The organism is Pseudomonas sp. REB1044, assembly GCF_038813925.1.
In the GTDB taxonomy this organism is placed as follows: Bacteria; Pseudomonadota; Gammaproteobacteria; order Pseudomonadales; family Pseudomonadaceae; genus Aquipseudomonas; species Aquipseudomonas boreofloridensis.
This window is the reverse complement of sequence record NZ_CP046139.1, coordinates 200,574-224,119: the sequence shown is the minus strand read 5'-3', so window position 1 is coordinate 224,119 and position 23,546 is coordinate 200,574. Positions and strand designations below refer to the sequence as shown.

Annotated in this window: 18 protein-coding genes and 1 pseudogene; 2 read left to right on the top strand and 17 right to left on the bottom strand. The window is 64.0% G+C overall.

Annotation, left to right across the window (positions count from 1 at the left end; all coding sequences use genetic code 11):
- Positions 1 to 3: 3 nt before the first annotated feature.
- Together GKC70_RS01045 and GKC70_RS01040 are read right to left on the bottom strand one after the other, a co-directional pair.
- The gene (locus GKC70_RS01045) at positions 4 to 984 is read right to left on the bottom strand and encodes a tetratricopeptide repeat protein (protein ID WP_342650187.1); all 981 of its coding nucleotides are present in this window, start codon (positions 982 to 984) and stop codon (positions 4 to 6) included.
- Between the two features lie 65 nt (positions 985 to 1,049).
- Positions 1,050 to 1,907, bottom strand: coding sequence for a tail fiber protein (locus GKC70_RS01040; RefSeq protein WP_342650186.1), 858 nt, complete (start codon positions 1,905 to 1,907; stop codon positions 1,050 to 1,052).
- 448 nt (positions 1,908 to 2,355) lie between these two features.
- Here GKC70_RS01040 and GKC70_RS01035 point away from each other — a divergent pair, with 448 nt between their 5' ends.
- Positions 2,356 to 4,140 (top strand): monovalent cation:proton antiporter-2 (CPA2) family protein, encoded by a 1,785-nt coding sequence (locus GKC70_RS01035; protein ID WP_342650185.1) that lies wholly within the window; start codon positions 2,356 to 2,358, stop codon positions 4,138 to 4,140.
- A 44-nt stretch (positions 4,141 to 4,184) separates the two neighbouring features.
- Here GKC70_RS01035 and GKC70_RS01030 read toward each other — a convergent pair whose 3' ends face one another.
- The 8 genes from GKC70_RS01030 to GKC70_RS00995 all read right to left on the bottom strand — a co-directional run bounded on the left by GKC70_RS01030 (position 4,185) and on the right by GKC70_RS00995 (position 13,624).
- Positions 4,185 to 5,174: a sulfate ABC transporter ATP-binding protein gene (locus GKC70_RS01030; protein ID WP_342650184.1), complete on the bottom strand. Its 990-nt coding sequence runs from the start codon at positions 5,172 to 5,174 to the stop codon at positions 4,185 to 4,187.
- A gap of 3 nt (positions 5,175 to 5,177) precedes the next feature.
- Positions 5,178 to 6,050: a sulfate ABC transporter permease subunit CysW gene (cysW, locus tag GKC70_RS01025; RefSeq protein ID WP_342650183.1), complete on the bottom strand. Its 873-nt coding sequence runs from the start codon at positions 6,048 to 6,050 to the stop codon at positions 5,178 to 5,180.
- Positions 6,051 to 6,063: 13 nt separating this feature from the next.
- Positions 6,064 to 6,882, bottom strand: a complete 819-nt coding sequence (gene cysT, locus GKC70_RS01020; protein WP_342650182.1) for a sulfate ABC transporter permease subunit CysT — start codon at positions 6,880 to 6,882, stop codon at positions 6,064 to 6,066.
- A 101-nt stretch (positions 6,883 to 6,983) separates the two neighbouring features.
- Entirely contained in the window at positions 6,984 to 7,991 is a 1,008-nt protein-coding gene (locus GKC70_RS01015; protein WP_342650181.1) for a sulfate ABC transporter substrate-binding protein, read from the bottom strand.
- Between the two features lie 46 nt (positions 7,992 to 8,037).
- Positions 8,038 to 8,220 carry a sulfur starvation response protein OscA gene (gene oscA / locus GKC70_RS01010; protein ID WP_029615266.1) on the bottom strand — a complete coding sequence of 61 codons (183 nt, stop codon included), beginning with the start codon at positions 8,218 to 8,220 and terminating at the stop codon, positions 8,038 to 8,040.
- A gap of 204 nt (positions 8,221 to 8,424) precedes the next feature.
- Entirely contained in the window at positions 8,425 to 11,475 is a 3,051-nt protein-coding gene (locus GKC70_RS01005; RefSeq protein ID WP_304482895.1) for an efflux RND transporter permease subunit, read from the bottom strand.
- Positions 11,472 to 12,539, bottom strand: coding sequence for an efflux RND transporter periplasmic adaptor subunit (locus GKC70_RS01000; protein ID WP_317872122.1), 1,068 nt, complete (start codon positions 12,537 to 12,539; stop codon positions 11,472 to 11,474). The genes GKC70_RS01005 and GKC70_RS01000 overlap by 4 nt, the downstream gene beginning before the upstream one ends.
- Entirely contained in the window at positions 12,536 to 13,624 is a 1,089-nt protein-coding gene (locus GKC70_RS00995) for an efflux RND transporter periplasmic adaptor subunit (RefSeq protein ID WP_116889766.1), read from the bottom strand. The genes GKC70_RS01000 and GKC70_RS00995 overlap by 4 nt, the downstream gene beginning before the upstream one ends.
- A 143-nt stretch (positions 13,625 to 13,767) precedes the next feature.
- On the opposite strand from GKC70_RS00995, the gene GKC70_RS00990 reads away from it, so the two are divergent.
- Positions 13,768 to 14,928, top strand: coding sequence for an AAA family ATPase (locus tag GKC70_RS00990; RefSeq protein ID WP_342650180.1), 1,161 nt, complete (start codon positions 13,768 to 13,770; stop codon positions 14,926 to 14,928).
- A gap of 138 nt (positions 14,929 to 15,066) precedes the next feature.
- On the opposite strand, the gene GKC70_RS00985 is transcribed toward GKC70_RS00990, so the two are convergent.
- The 7 genes and pseudogenes from GKC70_RS00985 to GKC70_RS00955 all read right to left on the bottom strand — a co-directional run bounded on the left by GKC70_RS00985 (position 15,067) and on the right by GKC70_RS00955 (position 23,375).
- Positions 15,067 to 15,960, bottom strand: a complete 894-nt coding sequence (locus GKC70_RS00985; RefSeq protein WP_029614921.1) for an ABC transporter permease subunit — start codon at positions 15,958 to 15,960, stop codon at positions 15,067 to 15,069.
- Complete coding sequence (locus tag GKC70_RS00980) at positions 15,957 to 16,877, bottom strand: ABC transporter permease subunit (protein WP_342650179.1); 921 nt, start codon at positions 16,875 to 16,877, stop codon at positions 15,957 to 15,959. Before GKC70_RS00980 ends, GKC70_RS00985 begins: the two co-directional genes overlap by 4 nt.
- Positions 16,874 to 18,016 carry a polyamine ABC transporter ATP-binding protein gene (potA, locus tag GKC70_RS00975; protein ID WP_029614919.1) on the bottom strand — a complete coding sequence of 381 codons (1,143 nt, stop codon included), beginning with the start codon at positions 18,014 to 18,016 and terminating at the stop codon, positions 16,874 to 16,876. Before potA ends, GKC70_RS00980 begins: the two co-directional genes overlap by 4 nt.
- 69 nt (positions 18,017 to 18,085) lie before the next feature.
- A complete protein-coding gene (locus tag GKC70_RS00970; protein ID WP_029614918.1) occupies positions 18,086 to 19,180 on the bottom strand; it encodes a polyamine ABC transporter substrate-binding protein in 1,095 nt (364 codons plus the stop codon).
- A 161-nt stretch (positions 19,181 to 19,341) separates the two neighbouring features.
- On the bottom strand, positions 19,342 to 20,439 hold the full coding sequence (locus tag GKC70_RS00965) for a polyamine ABC transporter substrate-binding protein (RefSeq protein WP_342650178.1): 1,098 nt from the start codon (positions 20,437 to 20,439) through the stop codon (positions 19,342 to 19,344).
- A 168-nt stretch (positions 20,440 to 20,607) separates the two neighbouring features.
- Positions 20,608 to 21,968: pseudogene (locus GKC70_RS00960) on the bottom strand (aspartate aminotransferase family protein).
- Between the two features lie 48 nt (positions 21,969 to 22,016).
- On the bottom strand, positions 22,017 to 23,375 hold the full coding sequence (locus GKC70_RS00955; protein WP_039581747.1) for a glutamine synthetase family protein: 1,359 nt from the start codon (positions 23,373 to 23,375) through the stop codon (positions 22,017 to 22,019).
- Positions 23,376 to 23,546: the final 171 nt, after the last annotated feature.

Below are 23,546 nucleotides of genomic sequence, written 5' to 3'. Positions count from 1 at the left end.
TGCTTACTGCGCGATCGCATCGGGTTTGCTGGCATTGGCTAGATGCTCCGCCACTCGGCGGTCCAGCTCGGGTTTCCACTGCTCGGGCATTACGGCCAGGACCAGCTTTTCTATGCGCTCGATCTCGGCCAGTTGCTGCTGATTGTGCGTCGCCGATTTCGCGGCGCTGTTCCACATGTAGATCTTCGCCAGGTCCTTGGGCGTCAGCACACCTGTCTGAGGATCGACGGGTGCGTTGGCATACAGGATGGCGGTGGCGAGGTAGGCCGGTGCGTAGCCCTCCATCGCCGCATGCTCCAGCCAGAACCGGGCGTTCTGCGGATCGGCCTCCCCGCCCTGCCCCTCGCTCAACATCAGGCCGAGCTGAAATTGCGCCTCATGAACATGCCGTTGTGCAGCCTGCTCGTACCAGAACCTGGCCAGAGGCAGGTTCTGCGGCACTTCACTGCCTTTCTGGTAATACGCCGCCAACGTCATCATCGCGGGCGTCGACTGCGCCTGGGCGGTCGAGGTACAGAGGGCCAGACCGCGCGGGATGTCCTTGTCCACCAGTCGCCCTTCGATGTACAACTGCCCGGCTGCGCAGGCTGCCGCGACCAGTCCACCGTTCACTGCCGCCTGATACCACTTCAGTGCCGCCTGACCATCCACCGCAAGACCGATGCCTTGGGCGTAGCAGTCACCGTAAAATTGCTGGGCCGTCGGGATCGAGGCGTGCGCGGCACGACCGAACCATCCACAGGCTGCCGTGGGGTCGGCAGGCCGGCCCCAGCCCCGCTGTTCGATAAGCCCCAGGGCAAATTGGGCCAGTCCATTGTTATCGGCGTGCAGGGAATACTCTTGATAGGCCACCCGATAGTCGGCCTCGGCCATGGCCTTGTCCGCACGCTCCAGGCCCACCCGCAAATCACGTACCGGGGACGGCGCCAGGGCCGCGCTCGCGCCCGTACTCAACAAAAGCAATAACCACAGGATTGGACGCACGACGACTCCTTGTCCGAATCATGCGCCGGGACGCGCGGAGTCGCGCGCCCGGCGCCGAACGCTGACTAATTGTTCGAGGGGAAGATGCCACTGACGGCGATGAAATAAGGCATGACTAGGTAGGGCGGCATCGTCGGTACATCGGCACCGCCACCAATGGAGCCGGTCGCGCCACTCACCTGGGCGCTGCCGCTCAGCGTCGTGGTGGCATTGCCTGTCACCGTGACCGGTGCGGTGATACCGTTATTCACCGTCATCGTCAGGTCACCTGAGATGGACGCGGCATTGAGGACCGCGTCAGGCGTACCAGCGGTGCTGTAGAGGTTGCCCTGTGCGCCGCCGCTCTTGCCCAGAAGGTTCCCACCAGGAGTCCCGGTCCCGCCCGAGGAAGAACCGTTCAGCTTCAGGCCGGTGGTCGGCCCGACCAGCTTCACGCCAGACAGGTTGGCAGTGGCGCTGAGGCTGGAGAGCGTGGTGGTCGCCGTCACGGTGCTCATCGACACCGGCAGGTTGTTCAGCGGCAGCGCGTGCGGGGGCAATTGCGCGATGCTCAGCTTGAGCGACACGGCGCCCCCCGTTTTCCCGATCGGCTGCGAAGTGTTGCGGCTGTCGAAACCGACGATGACCCTGCCGCGCAGGTCAGGCAACATGAAGTTGGTTCGCCCATCTCCGCCGTACGTCGTGCCAATGAGTGCGAACAGCGCGTTGTACTGACTGATGTTGAGCGTCTGGCCTGCGGCCTGAACGTACTGGTTGTTGCCGAAGCCTTGCAGTTGAGGGGTTCCATTGCCTAACGCCATGACGCACACACTGGCGATGTAAGGCTCCATGTTGCAGGCGGAACTGGAAGGGCTCCAGGCCATGAAGCCGAGAGCACAGGACAGCGCTAGCGCAGAAACGGATTTCTGTGAGGAGAGTTTCATCTTGCTCAGATTCCTTTAGGCAAGTTGGGAGGGCACCACGGTTTCAAAGCACAGTCGTCGAATATCGAAGCGGCTGTAAGTCCATTTCTAAGTTGTCGAAACTCAGGCTCACCTGTGCGCCGAGACGCGCGAATGAGCCTCGGAGTGAGTCATGCAGGGGTTAAATCGGAACGGTAGAAACGATTGGAAAGACAGGGGCGGCTGGAATCAGCACCCGCGGATCGAGCTGAGCAACCACTACGCGATGGGTAAGCATCCTGTGCTCCTGTCCGCCGATCTGTCGACGGATATCCTGTATGACCTTTGCCGGACAACCCGAATGCTGCGGGCTGGCAGATGATCTGAACGCGCAAGGGAGCGCTTCACGCAGGAGATTAGCGCTTTAGTGGCAAGCGTGCACTTTTTTCTGATGGCATTATGACCACGCCTCTTTTTCCGGAGTTTCCCCATGCCCCCAGAAGGCAGCCTGCTGCAGACCGCCGTCATCTTCCTGCTTGCCGCCGTGGTCGCCGTGCCCTTGGCCAAACGCCTGCAACTGGGCGCGGTAATCGGTTACCTGCTGGCGGGGGTCGCCATCGGCCCGCAGGCACTGGGCCTGATTCGCGACACCGAAAGCGTGGCGCACATCTCCGAGCTGGGCGTGGTCCTGCTGCTGTTCATCATCGGCCTCGAACTCTCGCCGCGGCGCCTGTGGCTGATGCGCAAGGCGGTATTCGGCGCAGGCCTGGCGCAGGTGCTGCTGACCGGCTGCCTGATCGGCGCCATCGCCTGGTTCGGCTTCGGCCAGACGCTGTCTGCTGCGGTGGTGCTGGGCCTCGGCCTGGCGCTGTCGTCCACCGCGCTGGGCCTGCAGAGCCTGGCCGAAAGCCGGCAATTAAACGCCCCGCATGGCCGTCTGGCCTTCGCCATCCTGCTGTTCCAGGACATCGCAGCCATTCCGTTGATCGCCTTGGTGCCGCTACTGGCCAGCGGAGCGGACAACAGCCACGGCGACAACCTCGAACATGGCCTGCGCATCGTCGGCAGCATCGCCATCGTTATCGTCGGCGGGCGCTACCTGCTGCGCCCGCTGTTTCGTATCGTCGCTCGCACCGGGCTGCCAGAAGTGTCCACCGCCACAGCGCTGCTGGTGGTGATCGGCACCGCCTGGTTGATGGAAGAGGCCGGCATTTCCATGGCCCTGGGCGCCTTCCTCGCCGGCCTGCTGCTGGCGGACTCGGAGTACCGGCACGAACTGGAGTCGCAGATCGAACCCTTCAAGGGGCTGCTGCTGGGGCTGTTCTTCATCAGCGTGGGCATGGGCGCCAACCTCGGTCTGCTGCTCGACGCACCTGTCCTGCTGCTGGGCCTGACGCTGTTGCTGGTAGCGGTGAAACTGCCGCTGCTGATGCTGGTGGGACGCGCGGTCGGCGGGCTGAGCCGAGTCAGCGCGCTACGCCTGGGACTGGTGCTGGCCGCTGGCGGCGAATTCGCCTTCGTGGTGTTCAAGCTGGGCAAGGACGAGGGCCTGTTCGACGCCTACACCTACGACCTGCTGCTGATGACCATCACCCTGTCGATGGCCCTCACGCCGCTGTTGCTGCTGGCCAGCGCGCGGCTGATCAAACGCCCGGCGCCGGCCCGCGAGGTGCCCGAGCATTACCGCAGCATCCAGGCCGATACGCCACGGGTGGTAATCATCGGCATGGGCCGCATGGGCCAGATCGTGGCGCGGATCCTGCGCGCGCAGAAGGTGCCGTTCATCGCGCTGGACACCTCGGTGGATGCGATCGAAATGACCCGCTCCTTCGAGCAGGCGCCGGTGTTCTATGGCGACCCGTTGCGCCCGGAGGTGCTGCATGCGGCCAAGGTCGGCCAGGCGGAGTATTTCGTGATCACCATCGACGATGCCGAGGCCGCCGTGCGCATCGCCGAACGGGTAAAACAGGAATACCCGCACCTGAAAGTCATCGCCCGGGCGCGTAACCGCCAGCATGTGCACAAGCTGGTGGACGTGGGTGCCGAGCCGATTCGCGAGACGTATTACTCGAGCCTGGAGATGACCCGCCTGACCCTGATCGGCCTGGGCCTGAGCGAGGCCCAGGCGGCCGATCGCATCCAGCGCTTCACCGAGCACGACCAGCAGGTGCTGGAGGCCCAGGGGCGTGTGCGCGACGACCGCGCCAAGGTGATGCAGACCGCGCAGGAAGCCCGGGTCGAGCTGCAGCGCTTGTTCGAGTCCGACAACGACTGAACCTCAGAGGGCTGCTCGGCAGCCCTCATGAGCGGCAAGCGGACTCAAACGTCCGTCACCTTCTGCCAGACCTTGGGCCGGAAGAACAACGTCTCGCCGCGCGCCAGACCGGTGAGGCTGTCATGGTCCTTGACCACTTCGGCCTCGATCAGCTCGCTCTGCCCTTCGACCTTCAAGGTCACCCGCGTGGTCGCGCCCAGCGGGCGGATGTCGCGCACCTCGGCGGCGTGATGGCCTTCGGTCTCGTGGCGCGACAGCGACACTTCGTGCGGACGGAACAGCACGTGGTTGCCTTCGCTCAGGGCCAGGCGATTGGAGTCGCCCAGGAAGTGATAGACGAAGTCGTTGGCCGGCTGCTCGTACACATCGCCCGGCGAACCGATCTGCTCGATCACGCCCTTGTTCATCACCACGATGCGGTCGGCCACTTCCATGGCCTCCTCCTGGTCGTGGGTGACGAACACCGAGGTCAGGTTGATGTCCTCGTGCAAACGCGCCAGCCAGCGGCGCAGCTCCTTGCGCACCTTGGCATCCAGGGCGCCGAACGGCTCGTCGAGCAGCAGCACCTTGGGCTCCACCGCCAGGGCGCGGGCCAGGGCGATGCGCTGACGCTGCCCGCCGGACAACTGCTCGGGGTAGCGGTCGGCGAGCCAGTCGAGCTGCACCATGTTCAGCAGCTCATGGACCTTCTCGGCGATGCGGCTTTCGCTCGGCCGCTCGCCCTTGGGCTTCATGCGCAGACCGAAGGCGACGTTGTCGAACACGCTCATGTGACGGAACAGGGCGTAGTGCTGGAACACGAAGCCGACGTTGCGATCGCGCACGTCGTGGCCGGACACATCCTCGCCATGGAACACGATGCTGCCATCGTCCGGGGTTTCCAGACCGGCGATGATGCGAAGCAGGGTGGTCTTGCCGCAGCCGGACGGGCCGAGCAACGCCACCAGCTCACCGCTGTGGATATCCAGGTTGATGGCGTTCAGGGCCTGGAAACTGTTGAAGCGCTTGCTGACGTTACGAACTTCGATCGACATGACTCATTCCTCCGCGGCGCTGTGGCGCAGGCGGTTAATTCGGTTCTCGCTCCACTGCTTGAGCAGCAGGATGAAGAGCGCCAGGATCAGCAGCAGGCTGGCCACGCTGAAGGCCGCCACGTGGTTGTACTCGTTGTAGAGAATCTCCACGTGCAGCGGCAAGGTGTTGGTGACGCCGCGAATGTGCCCGGACACCACCGACACCGCGCCGAATTCGCCCATGGCCCGGGCGGTGCACAGCACCACGCCGTAGATCAGGCCCCACTTGATGTTCGGCAAGGTGACGTGCCAGAACATCTGCCAGCCGTTGGCGCCCAGCAGGCGCGCGGCCTCCTCCTCCTGGGTGCCCTGCTCCTGCATCAGCGGGATCAGTTCGCGAGCGACGAAGGGCACGGTGACGAAGATGGTCGCCAGGACGATGCCCGGCAGGGCGAAGACGATCTGGATATCGTGGTCCTGCAACCACGGCCCGAACAGGCCCTGGGCGCCGAACATCAGCACGTAGACCAGGCCGGCGATCACCGGCGAGACCGAGAACGGCAGGTCGATCAGGGTGACCAGCACGCTCTTGCCACGGAAGCTGTACTTGCTCACGCACCACGCAGCGCTGACACCGAACACCAGGTTCAAGGGCACCGAGATCACCACGGCGAGCAACGTGAGTTCAAGCGCCGCCAGCGCGTCGGCCTCGAAGATCGCCTCGAAGAAGGTGCCGAAGCCGTTTTTCAGCGCCTGCGACACCACGATCACCAGCGGCAGCAGCAGGAACAGCGCGAACACCAGCCAAGCGAGGCCGATCAGCACGCGCCGTGAGGTGGCGCTGCCACGGCGGGCGGCATTGGCGGCAGCGCTTGCGTTCAGAGTGGATGAAGACATGAACGGGCCTCCTTCAAGGGGTTTCGATGCGCCGCTGAAGCAGGTTGATCAGCAGCAGCAGGATGAAGGAAACCACCAGCATCAGCACGCCGATGGCGGTGGCGCCGGTGTAGTCGTATTGGTCGAGCTTGACCATGATCAGCAGCGGCAGGATCTCGGTCTTCATCGGCATGTTGCCGGCGATGAAGATCACCGAACCGTACTCGCCCACGCCTCGGGCGAAGGCCAGGGCGAAACCGGTGAGCCAGGCCGGCAGCAGCGCCGGCGCCAGCACATGACGGAACACTTGCAGCGGTTTGGCGCCCAGGCACGCGGCGGCTTCCTCGACTTCACGCGGGATGTCGGCGAGCACCGGCTGTACCGTGCGCACCACGAACGGCAGGGTGACGAAGGTCAGCGCCAGGGTGATGCCCAGCGGCGTGTAGGCGATCTTCAGGCCCAGGTCGGTGGCGAACTGACCGATCCAGCCGGACGGCGCATACAGCGCGGTCAGGGCGATGCCGGCCACGGCGGTGGGCAGGGCGAACGGCAGGTCGATCATCGCGTCGATGATCTTGCGGCCGGGAAATGTGTAGCGCACCAGCACCCAGGCCAGCAGGGTGCCGATCACACCATTGATGAGCGCGGCGCACAGGGCAGTGCCGAAACTCAGCTTCAGCGCAGCGAGCACGCGCGGTGCGCTGACGATGGTCCAGAACTGCTCCCAGGTGAGCTGGGCGGCATGAATGAACATGGCGGCCAGCGGTATCAGCACGATCAGGCTGAGGTACACCAGTGTGTAGCCCAGCGTCAGCCCGAAGCCGGGTATGACGGGGGAAATGCGACGTGACATAGGAATCCCTGGTTGAACGCACGCAGCCCGGGAGCGCTCCCGGGCCGCTGCAGGCTACTGAAGGGTGTTGCATTCGGGGGCCGCAACGCAGCCCCTGTGATTCATTGCGCCTGGTAGATCTGGTCGAACACACCGCCATCGTTGAAGAACTTCGGCTGTGCAGTTTTCCAGCCGCCGAAGTCCTTGTCGATGGTCACCAGGTCCAGTTTCGGGAACTGCTTGCCAAACTCGGCAGCCACTTTCTCGTCACGCGGACGGTAGAAGTTCTCGGCAGCGATTTTCTGCCCGGCCGGGCTGTACAGGTACTTGAGGTATTCGGTAGCGATCGCGGTATTGCCTTTCTTCTCGGCGTTCTTGTCCACCACCGCCACCGGCGGCTCGGCCAGGATCGACAGCGACGGCACGACGATCTCGAACTTGTCGCTGCCACCGTCTTCCTTGAGCGCCAGGAAGGCTTCGTTTTCCCACGCCAGCAGCACGTCACCCTGACCGTTGTTGACGAAGGTGATGGTCGAGCCGCGCGCACCGGTATCGAGCACCGGCACATGCTTGAACAGCTCCTGCACGTAGGCCTTCGCCTTGTCCTCGCTGCCGCCGCTTTTCAGGCCGTAGGCCCAGGCGGCCAGGAAGTTCCAGCGGGCACCGCCGGAGGTTTTCGGGTTCGGGGTAATGACCGAAACGTCCTTCTTGATCAGGTCGCTCCAATCCTTGATGCCCTTGGGGTTGCCCTTGCGCACCAGGAACACGATGGTCGAGGTGTAGGGGGTGCTGGCGTCCGGCAGGCGGGTCTGCCAGTTCTCGGGCAAGGTCTTGCCGAGCTTGGCGATTTCGTCGATGTCGCCCGCCAGCGCCAAGGTGACCACGTCGGCGCGCAGGCCGTCGATCACTGCCCGGCCCTGCTTGCCGGAACCGCCATGGGACTGCTGGATCTTCACCTTGTCGTCCGGATGCGCCTGTTGCCAGTGCTTGATGAACTCGGCGTTGTACTGCTGGTACAGCTCGCGGGTCGGGTCGTAGGACACGTTGAGCAGTTCGTAGTCCTTGGCGATCGCGGAACCGGCAAACACAGCGCTGGCCAGGGCGGCGAGCGCGTAACGGCGGATGGACATGCTGAAGCTCCTAAAAAGGGTGTTTTCTAATTAGAGGTGTTGGCGATCAGCCGGACTTCTGCCCTGGCTGCTGCAGGCGAAACTTCTCCTTGCGCTCGATCTGCACCACCTGGGCGTTGTGCACGGTGATCTCCACCGCGCCATAGCGCAGGTCGCGCAGGGCGCTCTGGATCTCACGCAGAATGGTGGCTTCGTCCTGTCCGTCGATGCTGCGCAGCGATGCACTCATGCTCGTTCTCCGTTGAGTCGGGGTGCCGGGCAGAGGGAAAGAATTGCGCCTGGCTTGGGGGCAATAGTAGTGAGGGCGGGATATTCTTAAAAATAATGTTTAAGAATGTTTATATAACTTTTAGCAAGGTCACATTCAGGCCTGACCCTGCGATCCCTGTAGGCGCGGCGCCAGTGCGCCTACAGGAGCGTGCAGCCCGCGGCCTCAGTGTTTTTCCTGCGGCTCGCGGATCTTGTACCAGGCCACGTACAGCGCCGGCAGGAACAGCAGGGTCAACAGCGTTGCGCTGATGATGCCGCCGATCATGGCGTAGGCCATCGGGCCCCAGAACACCTCGCGGGCAATGGGGATCATGCCCAGGCTGGCCGCCGCGGCGGTGAGCAGGATCGGTCGGCGGCGGTGATTGGTAGCCTCCACCACGGCATCCCACGGCGAGTAGCCATCGGCCTCGAAGGCATCGATCTGGGTCACCAGGATCACCGAGTTGCGGATGATGATGCCGATCAGCGCGAGTATCCCCAGAATCGCCACGAAGCCCATCGGCGTACCGGTCGGTACCAGTGCCAGGACCACGCCGATCAACCCCAGCGGCGCCACGCTGGCCACCAGGAACAGCTTCTGCACGCTGTGCAACTGGATCATCAGGAAGGTCGCCATGAGGAACAGCATCAGCGGCAGCACTTTGGCGATCGGACCCTGGGCCTTGCCGCTTTCCTCCACCGTGCCGCCGGTGGCCACTTCGTAGCCGACCGGCAGGGAACCGGCGAACTCGTCGATCTTCGGCTTGAGCTGGGCCACCAGGTCGGTGGGCTGGATGTCGCCATTGACCGAGGCCTTGATGGTGATGGTCGGTTTGCGATCACGACGCCACACCAGCGGCTGCTCCAGCTCGTAGCGCACCGTGGCGAACGACAGCAGCGGAATCGACACGCCACTGGGGCTGACGATCTGCAGGTCCTGCAGGGTGTCCGGCGAGCCGCGCTCGCTGTCCTTGGCGCGCGCCACCACGTCGATCAAGTAGATCTCGTCGTTGACCTGGGTGACGGGCGCGCCGCTGACGATGCTGTTCATCACATTGGCCACGTCCTCGGACGACAGCCCCAACTGCCGCGCCTTGTCCTGGGCGATCTCCACACGCAGCACTTTGCCCGGCTCGTTCCAGTCGTACATCATCTCGCCGATGTTGGGATTCTTGTCGAGCAGGGTGGCCAGGTCGATGGCGTGCTTGCGCACCTCGTCGATGTCCTTGCCACTCACGCGGTACTGGATCGGCCGGCCTACCGGTGGCCCCATTTCCAGCGATTGCACGTTGGTGCCGATGCCGACGAAGTCCTTGCGCAGGCGCTCCTGCAACTTGGCGATCAGCGCGTTGCGCTGCTCCAGGCCCGTGCTGACGATCACCAACTGGGCGTAATACGGGTTCTGCAATTGCTGGTCGAGCGGCAGGTAGAAGCGCACCGCGCCCTGGCCGATGTAGGTGCTCCAGTGGTCGATGTCCGGATCGTCCTTGAGCGTGGCTTCGAGGCGATCGACCACGCGACGGGTTTCCTGGATCGAGGCATTCTGCGGCAGGTTCAGGTCGAGCAGGATTTCCGGCCGGTCCGAGGACGGGAAGAACTGGTTCTGCACGAAGCGCATGCTCAACAGCGCCAGGGCGAACAGCAGCACGGTGCCGATGATGGTCAGCCAGCGATGGCGCATGCACCACAGCAGGCTGCCCTCGAAGGCGCGGCCAATGCGCCCCGGTTCTTCGTCATGGGGTTTGACCTTGCTGCTGAGGATGTGCACCCCGAGCACCGGGGCGAAAAACACCGCCACGACCCAGGACACCAGCAGCGCCACCGCGATCACCGCGAACAAGGTGAAGGTGTATTCGCCCGCCGAGCTGGCGTTGAGGCCGATGGGCACGAAGCCGGCCACCGTGACCAAGGTGCCGGTGAGCATCGGGAAGGCGGTCGAGGTATAGGCGTACGTGGCCGCCTCCTGCTTGCTCTCGCCCATTTCCAGGCGCGTGACCATCATCTCCACGGTGATCATCGCATCGTCCACCAGCAGGCCCAGGGCGATGATCAGCGCGCCCAGGGAAATGCGCTGCATGGTGATGCCGCTGTACTCCATGAACACGAAGACCATCGCCAATACCAGCGGGATCGAGCAGGCCACCACCAGCCCGGCACGGATGCCCAGGCTGATGAAGCTGACCACCAGCACGATGATCACCGCCTCGAACAACGCGCTGGTGAAGCCGCCGACGGCGTCCTCGACCACCCGCGCCTGGTTCGACACGGTATGCACGCCCACCCCGACCGGCAGTTCGGCGGTGATGGCGTCCATCTTCTCGCGCAGGACCTTGCCGAATTCCTGAATGTTGCCGCCCTTCTTCATGCCAATCGCCAGGCCGATGGCGGTCTGGCCGTTGTAGCGGAACATCGGCGCCGGCGGATCCTGGAAGCCGCGCTCGATGTCGGCGATGTCGGCCAGGCGGAAGAAACGATCGTTGATGCGCAGGTTGACCACTTGCAGGTCTTTCTCCGAGGCGAACTGGCCCGTGGTGCGCACCGAGATGCGCTCGGGACCGGCCTCGATCACCCCAGCCGGGGTCACCGCGTTCTGCGCTTGCAGGGCCTGCATGACCTGGCGTTGATCGATGCCCAGCGCCGCCAGCTTGCGGGTGGAGAAGTTCAGGTAGAGCACCTCGTTCTGCACACCGATGGTCTCGACCTTGCCGATGTTCGGCACTTCGCGTACCTCGGCGCGCACCTGCTCGACATAGTCGCGCAACTGGCGCAGGTCCAAACCATCGGTGGTGAAGGCGTAGATCGACCCGAACACGTCGCCGAACTCGTCGTTGAAGGCCGGGCCCTGCAAGCCTTGCGGAAACTCGCCACGGATGTCCTGGATCTTCTTGCGCACCTGGTACCAGATCTGCGGAATGTCCTCGGCCTGGGTGGTGTCGCGCAGGTACACGAACACCGTCGACTCGCCGGGGCGGGTGTAGCTCTTGACGTAGTCGAGCGAATCCAGCTCCTCGAGCTTTTTCTCGATGCGGTCGGTGACCTGGTACAGGGTTTCGTCCTGGGTCGCGCCCGGCCAGCGGGTCTGGATGACCATGGTCTTGATGGTGAAGGACGGATCTTCTTCGCGTCCCAGGTTCATGTAGGAGAACACGCCCATCAGCAAGGCGACGAACATCAGGTACCACACGAAGGACTGGTGCTTGAGCGCCCAGTCCGACAGGTTGAAGCGTCCTTTCATCGTGCGTCCTCGTCGACTTTGACCGGCTGGCCCGGTTTGAGGCTGTTGACGCCCGCAGTGACCACGCGCTCGCCCGGCTGCAAGCCACTGGCGACCACGATGCGCTTGGCGTCGCGGTCGATGAGCGTGACCTCGCGGGTCGCTACGCTGTGCTGTTGCGGATCGACCACCCACACCAGGGTCTTGCCCTCGCGCTCGATTAGCGCGGTGGCCGGCAGCTCGCTGCGTGGGCTGATGGCCGAGCTGAGGGTGACACTCACCGCAGTACCCAGGTGGAAGGCCGGCGGCGTGCTGGCCAGAGTCAGCCGCGCGCGGCGGGTACGGGTGGCGGCATCGGCCTGGGGCTCGAGCTCGCGCAGGGTGGCGGTGGTGGCGATGCTCGGGTCCAGTTGCGAGGCGACGGTGAACACCAGCGATGGGCTGAGCTGTTCGGCAACCGGGATCGGCAGGTCGATCACCGCCTCCTTGACGTCGGGGCGCGCCAGCGTGACCACTTCCTGGCCGGCACTGACCGTTTGCCCGGCCTCGGCGCGCCAGGCGGTGACCACAGCGGCGTGATCGGCCTTGAGCGTGCTGTAGCCCAACTGGTCACGGGCCTGGCTGACCGACGCGCGCGCCTGCTCCAGCGAGGCGCTGCTGGTCTTCAGGTCGGTCTGGGCGATGTCCAGTTGAGCCTGGGCGCCGACGCCACGGTCATACAGTTGCTGCTGGCGGCGGGCGTTGGCCTGGGCATTGATCCACTGCGCCTGGACCCTGGCCAGGTCGCCCTCGGCAGCACGCAGTTGGTTCTGTTGATCGGTGGGGTCGAGGGTGGCGAGGGTCTGGCCTGCCTCGACCTGCGCGCCGACATCCACCCAGCGACGGGCGATGCGACCGGACACGCGAAAGCCCAGCGTGCTTTCATAACGCGCCTCGATGTTACCGGCGAAGCGGCCCAACTGCGCCTGGGACAAAGGCTGCACCACGGTGGACAGCACCGGCCGCACCGGCTCGGGCTTATCGTCGTCGCCCTTGCAGCCGCCCAACAACACCAGGGCGCCCAGCATCATCAGCAGCACCTTCATGGCTGTACCTCCGGGGCCTTGGCATCGACGGTCTCGACCTGCATGCCTGGATGCAGCAGTTGCCCGCCGCTGACCACCACGGCTTCGCCGCCTTTCAGGCCTTCGCCGATCACCACGCGCCCGGTGAGATAACGCGCCACCTGTACCTTGCGCAACTCGACCTTGTCGCCGTCACCGACCACCCACACCGCCGGCGCGTGCAGGGCCTTGGTCAGGCTCGACCAGGGCAGCTCGACGCTGGGCCGGGCCTGGGCACGGGCAGTGGCGGTGACCGGCGAGCCCAGCTGCATGGCCGGCGGCACCTCGCGCAGGGCGACCTTGACCTGCACCGTGCCGCTCTGGGCGGACACCGTGGGCGTGACTTCGCGGATGCGCCCCTGGGCTTCGATTTTGGGGTTGTCCAGCAAGCGCACCGTCATGCTTTCGTCGCTGGACGGCGCCACCAGCAGTGATTCATAGACGTTGAACACGGCATCGCGGTCGCCATCGGCGGCCAGGGAGAAGATTGGCATGGTGGCCTGCACCACCTGCCCGACCTCGGCCTGGCGCGCAGTGATCACCCCGTCCGCCTCGGACACGAGCCCGGTGTAGCCCAACTGCTCACGGGCCGTGGCCAGTTGCGCCTGGGCAGCCTTGAGCGCGCTCTGGCTGCTGCGCAGGGCGGCCTCGGCCGAGTCGTACTCGCTCTGGCTGGTGTAGCCCTTGGGCAGCAGTTTCTGCTGGCGCACGAACGCGGCGCGTGTCTGGGTGACCCGCGCCTGCTCGGCGAACACGGCAGCCTTGGCCGAGTCCACGTTGTTCTGCAGATCCTTGGGGTCCAGGCGCGCAAGCACTTGCCCGGCCTTGACGTGGTCGCCCACATCGACGCTGCGGGCAATGATCTTGCCGCCCACGCGGAACGACAGGTCGGTCTGCACCCGTGCCTGGATATCGCCGGTGAGGGTGACGTTGGCGGCGAAGTCGCGCGATTCCACGCGCGTCACACCGACACGCGGCAGCTCCGCGGCGGGCGGTTTTTCCTCGCAGCCTGAAAGCACGCTCATCGCCCCCAGAAAGACGATCGACAGCGCACGCGTAAACGACATGCCGGCTCCTTGCTTGCGCGCAAATGATTCGTGTGATGCGACTGCTCAGGGTAGTTCAGGGTTCCACAAACAGTAACGACGTACAGCGGCCAAGCTTGCCGATGGACCATACTGCGCCCTCGCACCCGCGTCGAGGACTGCACATGCTCACCACATTGGCCATCGCCAACTACCGCTCGATCAACGAACTGGTCATGCCCTTGGGACCACTGAATGTGATCACAGGTGCCAACGGCAGTGGCAAATCCAATTTGTACAAGGCCCTGCGCCTGCTGGCCGAAACCGGTCGCGGTGGGGTGATCAATGCCCTGGCCGCCGAGGGCGGTCTGGACTCCACGTTCTGGGCCGGGCCGGAACACATCACCCGGCGCATGCTGTCGGGCGAGGTCGCGGTCGAGGGTGGCCCGCGTCAGGAGGTCAAGCGCCTGAAAATGGGCTTCGCCGGGGACGACTTCGGCTATGCCATCAGCCTGGGCTTACCGCCACCGACCCGCTCCAAGTTCGCCCTCGATCCGCAGATCAAGCATGAGGCGTTATGGGCAGGACCGGTGTGCCGACCCGCCAGCCTGCTGGTGCAGCGCAAGGCCGCGTTGGTCAAGGCGCGCGACGGGCGTCAGTGGCAGGTCCTGCACCAGCACCTGAGCGAGTTCGACAGCCTGTTCGACCAAGTGGGCAGCCTGCACGGCTCGCCCGAGGCGCTGCACTTGCGTGAGCGCATCCGCAGTTGGCGCTTCTATGACCACTTCCGCACCGACCCCGACGCCCCGGCACGTCAGTCGCGCCTGGGCACCCGCACCCCGGTGCTGCATCACGACGGCCGCGACCTGGCGGCGGCGTTGCAGACCATCGACGAGATCGGCGACCTGCAGGCGCTGAACGCGGCGGTCAGCGACGCCTTTCCCGGCGCCCAGGTCAAGGTCGACGCCGAGGCCGGTGGGCTGTTCAGCCTGCGCTTCTACCAGCCCGGCCTGCTGCGCCCGCTCAGCGCTGCAGAGCTGTCGGACGGCACGCTGCGCTACCTGTTGCTGGTGGCGGCGCTGCTCACGCCCAGGCCGCCGAGCATGATGGTGCTCAACGAGCCGGAAACCAGTCTGCACCCGGACCTGCTGCCGGCGCTGGCGCGGCTGATCGTGCGGGCCTCGCGCGACTGCCAGGTATGGGTGGTGTCCCACGCGCCGCGTCTGGTGGCGGCGCTGGAACAGGATGAACGGTGCAATTCGATCCAACTGGACAAGGCCCTGGGCCAGACCGTGCTGGTGGGCCAAGGCATGCTGGATCGACCGATGTGGCACTGGCCCGATTAGCCGAAGGTGCACGATCGGGTGATCGTGCGGCGTGGAGCGGATCGGTCGGCGTTGGCAGGGAGAGGCGGTCTGGCGTGGAGGCGCGGGCGTGCCGGTCGCGGGTAGATCGCAGCAGCGACTTACCCGCGACAGGCCCGGTCAGGTCGACGCAGCCGTCTGCACCGGACGCCGGACCTGGGGCTGGCCGACGTTCGCCGCAGCCCCTTCCTCGATGGCCTGCTGGATGGCCTTGCGGCGGCGCTCTTCGGCGCGACGGCTGAAGTACCACACCAGGAAGGTCACCAACGACACCGAGAGCAGGATCAGGCTCGCCACGGCGTTGATCTCAGGCTTCACGCCCAGGCGCACCGCCGAGAACACTTCCATCGGCAAGGTGGTCGAGCCGGGGCCGGACACGAAGCTGGCCAGCACCAGGTCATCCAGCGACAGGGCGAAGGACATCATGCCACCGGCCGCCAGCGACGGCGCGATCATCGGGATGGTGATCAGGATGAACACCTTCCACGGCTTGGCACCCAGGTCCATCGCCGCTTCCTCGATCGACAGGTCCAGCTCGCGCAAGCGTGCCGACACCACCACCGCCACATAGGCCGCGCAGAACGTAGTGTGGGCGATCCAGATGGTGACGATGCCACGCTCCTGCGGCCAGCCGATCATCTGCGCCATGGCCACGAACAGCAGCAACAGCGACAGACCGGTGATCACCTCGGGCATCACCAACGGTGCGGTGACCAGGCCACCGAACAGGGTGCGGCCCTTGAAGCGGGTGACCCGGGTCAGCACGAAGGCGGCCAAGGTGCCCAGCGCCACCGCGGCCACCGCCGTGTAGCAGGCGATTTCCAGCGAGCGCATGACAGAACCCATCAACTGGGTGTTGTCGAGCAGGCCGACGTACCACTTCACCGACCAACCGCCCCACACCGTCACCAGCTTCGAGGCGTTGAACGAGTAGATCACCAGGATCAGCATCGGCAAGTAGATGAACAGCAAGCCGAGCACCAGCATCAGCTTGGAGAAACCGAAGCGCTTCATGCCCTGCCCTCCATTTCCTTGGCCTGGCTGCGGTTGAACAGCAGGATCGGCACGATCAGGATCGCCAGCATCACCACGGCCAATGCCGAGGCCACCGGCCAGTCGCGGTTGTTGAAGAATTCCTGCCAGAGCACTTTACCGATCATCAGGGTTTCCGGGCCGCCGAGCAGTTCGGGGATGACGAACTCGCCCACCACCGGGATGAACACCAGCATGCAGCCGGCGATGATGCCGTTCTTCGACAGCGGCACGGTGATCTTCCAGAAGCTGTTGAAGGTGCTCGAGCCCAGGTCGCTGGCCGCTTCCAGCAGGCTCTGGTCATGCTTCACCAGGTTCGCGTACAGCGGCAGAATCATGAACGGCAGGTACGAATAGACCACGCCGATGTACACCGCCAGGTTGGTGTTGAGGATCTGCAGCGGCTGGTCGATCAGCCCGGTCCACAGCAGGAAGCTGTTGAGCAGCCCGTTGTTGCTGAGGATACCCATCCAGGCATAGACGCGGATCAGGATCGCGGTCCAGGTCGGCATCATGATCAGCAGCAGCAGCACCGTCTGGTACTCCTTCTGCGCCTTGGAGATGGCGTAGGCCATGGGGTAGCCGATCAGCAGGCACAGCAGGGTGCTGAAGAAGGCGACCTTGAGCGAACCCAGGTAGGCCGAGATGTACAGGTCGTCTTCGCTGAGCAGGCCGTAGTTGGCCAGGTTCAACACCAGTTGGATCTTGTCCTCGACGTAGGTGTAGATCTCGGTGTACGGCGGAATGGCCACGTCGGCTTCGGCGAAGCTGATCTTCAGCACGATGAAGAACGGCAGCATGAAGAACAGGAACAGCCAGATGAACGGCACGCCGATCACCAGGTGGCGTCCCTCCGGGACGATGCGCTTGAGGGCTCGTTTGAGCTTTCGTGGTTTCATGAGCGCAGTACCACGCCGCTGTCGTCTTCCCACCAGACGAACACTTCGTCGTCCCAGGTCGGCCGTGCGCCTTGGCGCTCGGCGTTGGCGACGAAGGACTGGACGATCTTGCCGCTGGGCAGTTGCACGTAGAACACCGAGTGACCGCCCAGGTAGGCGATGTCATGGACTTTGCCACGCGACCAGTTGTGCTCGAAATCGGGCTGGGTGGTGGTGACCAGCAGCTTCTCGGGACGCAGTGCGTAGGTGATGTGCTTGTCCTCGACCGAGGTGCTGACGCCGTGTCCGACGTAGATCTTGCGCTCCAGCTCCGGCGAGGCGATCAGCGCGTGGCCTTCGGCGTCGTCGATCACTTCACCTTCGAACAGGTTGACGTTGCCGATGAACTCGCAGACCAGGCGGCTGGTGGGGGTCTCGTAGATATCCACAGGCGAGCCGATCTGGGCGATCCAGCCCAGGTGCATGATGGCGATGCGCTGGGCCATGGTCATGGCCTCTTCCTGGTCGTGGGTGACCATCACGCAGGTCACGCCGACCCGCTCGATGATCTCCACCAGTTCCAGTTGCATCTGCGAGCGCAGCTTCTTGTCCAGCGCGCCCATCGGTTCGTCGAGCAGCAGCAGCTTGGGACGCTTGGCCAGCGAACGGGCCAGGGCCACGCGCTGACGCTGGCCGCCGGAGAGCTGGTGCGGCTTGCGCTTGGCGTACTGGGTCATGTGCACCAGTTTGAGCATCTCGGTCACGCGGGCTTCGATATCGGCCTTGGGCATCTTGTCCTGCTGCAGGCCGAAGGCGATGTTCTGCGCCACGGTCATGTGCGGGAACAACGCGTAGGACTGGAACATCATGTTGATCGGCCGCTCGTAGGGCGGCATGTCGGTGATGTCCACGCCATCGAGGAAGATCCGCCCTTCGGTGGGACGTTCGAAGCCGGCGAGCATGCGCAGCAAAGTGGACTTACCCGATCCGGAACCGCCGAGCAGGGCGAAAATCTCGCCCTTGCGGATCTCCAGGGATACATCGTCCACGGCGACGGTTTCGTCGAACTTCTTCGTGACCCGGTCGATCTTGACCAGCACCTGCTTGGGTTGCTGGCCACCCTCGAGGGCTTTCTTATAGGCACCGGAGGCAACTGCCATGAGTGAAACTCCCAACAAGATTTTGATGCCCGGACGGCCTGTGTGCAGGGCCGCGCCGGGTCTGGATGGTTACTTGCCCGACTTGACCTTGGTCCAGCTGCGGGTCATCAGACGTTGCACCTTGGGGGGCAACTCCGCGTTGACGAACATCTTGTCCAGCACTTCCTGCGGTGGGTAGACCGCGGCGTCAGTTCTCACAGCCTGATCCATCAGGTCGCCAGCCTTGAGGTTGGGGTTGGCATAACCGACGTAGTCACTGACCTGGGCGATAACCTCAGGTTTCAGCAAATAGTTGATGAAGGCGTGGGCCTGCTCGACGTTCTTGGCGTCCTTGGGGATGGCCAGCACGTCGAACCAGAGATTGCCGCCTTCCTTGGGAATGGCGTAGGCCAGGTTCACGCCCTTCTTGGCCTCGGCGGCGCGCGCCTTGGCCTGGAATACATCGCCGGAGAAACCGGCGGCCACGCAGATGTCGCCGTTGGCCAGGTCGGTGATGTATTTGGAGGAGTGGAAGTAGGTCACGTAGGGACGCACGGCCAGCAGTTTCTGCTCGGCCTTCTGGTAGTCCTTGGGGTTGCTGCTGTTGGGGTCCAGCCCCAGGTAGTTGAGCACCGCTGGCAGCATTTCGTCCGCCGAGTCGAGGAAGGCGACGCCGCATTTGGAGAGCTTCTTCATGTTCTCCGGCTCGAACAGCACCGCCCAGGAGTCGATGCGTTCCACACCCAGCGCGGCCTTGACCTTGTCGACGTTGTAGCCGATGCCGTTGGTGCCCCACAGGTAAGGCACCGCGTACTGGTTGCCCGGATCATTCTTGGTCAGACGCTTCATCAGCGCCGGATCGAGATTGGAATAGTTGGGCAGCAGTTGCTTGTCGAGCGGCTGGAAAGCACCCGCCTTGATCTGCTTGCCGAGGAAATGGTTGGACGGCACCACCACGTCATAGCCGGTGTTGCCGGCCAGCAGTTTGCCTTCCAGGGTTTCGTTGGAATCGAACACGTCCAGCACCGGCTTGATGCCGGTTTCTTTCTCGAAATCGGCCAGCGTGTTGGGGCCGATATAGTCCGACCAGTTGTAGATATGCACCGTGGGCGCCGCTTGAACGCTGAGGGCCAGCGTCAGACCTGCTCCAGCCATCATGGCCTTGCGCACTACAGAGATAGACAAGGGGTGGGTCCTCACAATCAGAGCCTTCGGTGGCGTCGGGGTGTGGCCGTACACGCGAAACGGCCGCGCAACTTACCTGCGTGGCGTCGATGCCGCAATCGACAATCGCGCTAAAAGCGCTCTGGACCGCGCTTCGGCGGCCCAGAGGTGACGCATCGGCGTTACTTGCCCGACTTGATCTTGGTCCAGCTGCGGGTGATCACGCGCTGAACAGAAGCCTCAGGCGCGGCGATCGCGTAGAGCTTCTTCTTGACGTCAGCCGGCGGATAAATGCTCGGGTCGCTGGTGATGTCCTTGTTCACGTACTGGGTAGCGGCCTTGTTGCCGTTGGGGAAGCGCACGGCGTTGGTGATCTCGGCCATGATTTCCGGCTGCAGCAGGAAGTTCATGAACTGATAGGCCGCGTCTTTGTGATCCGCGTCCTTGGGCATGGCCACCATGTCGTAGAAGGTACCGGCGCCTTCTTTCGGAATGATGTAGTCCAGTTTCACCTTGTCGCCCGCCTCATGGGCACGGGCCTTGGACTGCTCCAGGTCACCGGAGTAGCCAACGGCCAGGCAGATGTTGCCGTTGGCCAGGTCACCGATGTACTTGGACGAGTGGAAGTAGGTGATCGACGGACGAATCTTGAGGAACAGGTCCTCGGCCGCCGCCAGGTCTTCCTTCTTGGTGCTGTCGGTGGGCAGGCCCAGGTAGTGCAGTGCGGCCGGCAGCATCTCGGTCGGCGCATCCAGGAAGCTCACGCCGCAGCTCTTGAGCTTGGCGATGTTCTCGGGCTTGAACACCACGTCCCACGAATCGATCTTGTCGATGCCCAGCGCCGCCTTGACCTTCTCAGGGTTGTAGCCGATACCGATGGAGCCCCACATATAGGGGAAGGCGTATTTGTTGCCCTTGTCGCTGGCATCGCCGACGGCCTTGAGCAGGTCTTCGTCGAGGTTTTTCCAGTTCGGCAGCTTGGAGCGGTCCAGCTCCTGGTAGACGCCCGCCTTGATCTGCTTGGCCAGGAAGTTGTTCGACGGCACTACGATGTCGTAGCCCGACTTGCCGGCCAGCAGCTTGGCCTCGAGGGTTTCGTTGCTGTCGAAGACGTCGTACTTGACCTTGATGCCGGTCTGCTTCTCGAACTTGGCGATGGTGTCCGGTGCGATGTAGTCCGACCAGTTGTAGACGTTCAGCACCTTGTCTTCAGCCTGAACAGCGGTGGCCATGGCGCCCATCAGAGCGGCAGCCAGCAGCGTCTTGCCCATTTTCTTCATGCGTTGTGCTCCAGAATGTTCTTAGTAGCCATCTGTTCAGCGGCCAGGTCCCCGTGGTGCAAGACGGGCGACTGAAACAGCCGCTAGTCTGGCAAGTTACCAGGCGCCGTTTCAACAACGGCAAGGCCTGGCGAGCACTTAATGTCACATCGCTAACCTAGCAAAGGGCTAGCGGATGGCTTCCAGCGTCAGGTCCAGGCACTTGCGCGCCTTTTCCACCAGTTCGTCCACTTCGGCGTGGCTGATCACCAGCGGCGGAGCGATGATCATGGTGTCGCCCACCGCGCGCATGATCAGGCCGTTGTCGAAGCAGAAGTTGCGGCAGATCATGCCCACGCCCTGCCCCTCGTAACGGCTGCGGGTCGCCTTGTCCTTGACCAGCTCGATCGCGCCGAGCAGACCCAGGCCGCGCACCTCGCCCACCAGGGGTGGTCCTGCAGCTCACGCAGTCGTTTTTGCAAGTACGGTGCCACCTCTTCGCGAGCACGCTCGACGATGCCTTCTTCGCGCAGGATGCGCAGGTTTTCCAGCCCCACCGCCGCTGCCACCGGGTGACCGGAATAGGTGAAGCCGTGGTTGAAGTCACCGCCTTCGCTGAGCACCTGGGCCACCTTGTCGCGCACGATCACGCCGCCCATAGGGATGTAGCCGGAGGTCAGGCCCTTGGCGATGGTCATCAGGTCCGGCGCCAGGTCGTAGTAGTCGCTGCCGAACCACTGGCCGGTGCGGCCGAAGCCGCAGATCACTTCGTCGGCGACGAACAGGATGTCGTAGCGGGCGAGGATCTCTTTGATCTTCGGCCAGTAGGTGTCAGGCGGGATGATCACCCCGCCAGCGCCCTGGATCGGCTCGGCGATGAAGGCCGCGACGTTGTCTTCGCCGACTTCGAGAATCTTCTTTTCCAACTGCTCGGCCGCCCACACACCGAAGGCGTCGGGCGTCATGTCACCGCCTTCGCCGAACCAGTAAGGCTGCGGGATGTGGACGATGCCCGGGATCGGCAAGCCGCCTTGTTCATGCATGCCGCTCATGCCGCCCAGGCTGGCGCCGGCCACGGTGGAGCCGTGATAGCCGTTGACCCGGCCGATGAGGGTCTGCTTATGCGGCTTGCCCTTGAGCGCCCAGTAATGACGCACCATGCGCAGCACGGTGTCGTTGCCCTCGGAGCCGGAGCCGGTGAAGAACACATGGCTCATGCCCGCTGGCGCCACGTCGGTGATCGCCTTGGCCAGCTCCAGCGCCGGTGGATGGGCAGTCTGGAAGAACAGGTTGTAGTAGGGCAGCTCGCGCATCTGCCGCTCGGCCGCCTGGACCAGTTCCTCACGGCCGTAGCCAACCGCCACGCACCACAGGCCGGCCATGCCGTCGAGGATCTGCTGGCCTTCGCTGTCCCACAGATGCACGCCCTTGGCCTTGGTGATGATGCGCGGGCCCTTTTCCTTCAACTGCTTGTAGTCGCTGAACGGGGCCAGGTGGTGCTCGCCGCTCAACTGCTGCCATTCACGGGTTTGCGGATTGTTGACGCTCATCGGTTTCTCCAGGGTCCGAGAGCCGCGCGCTGGCGGCCGCAGGGTTGATCACACGGCGAACAGCAGGAACTCACGTTCCCAGGAGCTGATCACGCGCTTGAAGTTTTCATGCTCGGCACGCTTGGTGGCGACATAGCCGGTGATGAACTTCTTGCCCAGGTACGGCTCCAGCGCCTGGCTGTTTTCCATGCGCTCCAGGGCGTCCTCGATGGTCAGCGGCAGGCGCAGGTTGCGGCGCTCGTAGCCTCGACCTTGCACCGGCGCACTGGCCTCGATGCCTTCGACCATGCCGATGTACCCGCACAGCAGGCTGGCGGCGATGGCAAGGTAGGGGTTGGCATCGGCGCCCGGTAGGCGGTTCTCCACGCGGCGGTTCTGCGGGCCGGCATCCGGCACGCGCAGGCCGACGGTGCGGTTCTCTTCGCCCCACTCCACGTTCACCGGCGCCGAGGTGTCCGGCAGGAAGCGGCGGAACGAGTTGACGTTCGGTGCGAACAGCGGCAGCGCTTCAGGAATGAGCTTTTGCAGGCCACCGATGTGGTGCAGGAACAGCGTGCTCATGCTGCCGTCTTCATGGGAGAAGATATTCTTGCCGGTGGCGATGTCGATCACGCTCTGGTGCAGGTGCATGGCACTGCCCGGTTCGCCGGTCATGGGCTTGGCCATGAAGGTGGCGGCCACGTTGTGCTTGAGGGCGGCCTCGCGCATGGTGCGCTTGAACACCAGGATCTGGTCGGCCAGATGCAGCGCGTCGCCGTGACGGAAGTTGATCTCCATCTGCGCAGTGCCGTCTTCGTGAATCAAGGTGTCGAGGTCGAGTTGCTGCAGTTCGCACCAGTCGTAGACGTCCTCGAACAACGGGTCGAATTCGTTGGCAGCTTCGATGGAGAACGACTGGCGACCGGTCTCCGGACGGCCCGAACGGCCCACCGGCGGCTGCAACGGGAAGTCCGGGTCTTCGCTGCGCTTGGTCAGGTAGAACTCCATCTCCGGCGCGACGATCGGCTGCCAGCCCTTGTCGGCGTAGAGTTTGAGCACTTTCTTCAGCACGTTGCGCGGCGACAGCTCGACCGGATTGCCCTTCTTGTCGTAGGTGTCGTGGATGACCTGGGCGGTGGGCTCGATGGCCCAGGGCACCAGATAGACCGCGTCCTGGTCAGGGCGGCAGATCATGTCGATGTCGGCCGGGTCGAGCAGGTCGTAATAGATGTCGTCGTCGACGTAGTCGCCAGTCACAGTTTGCAACAAAACGCTTTCGGGCAGGCGCATGCCCTTTTCAGCGATGAATTTGTTGGTGGGCGAGATCTTGCCGCGAGTGATGCCGGTCAGGTCGCTAATCAGGCATTCGACTTCGGTGATCTTGTGTTCTTTCAACCAATCGGTGAGCTGGTCGAGGTTGTTGCTCATAAATACCTCAGGAGGTCGTTTGACCCAGGCCCTACGGGCCGGGCGCTACTGGCGCCTGGCGCGGCCCGAAGGCGGCACGCACGGCGCGGCCGAGCCCGAACGGGCCCGTGCATTGATTCTGGATGCAGTACGTTACCAAAGCAAAACCCTGGCGCAGGCAGCCAAGCGGTG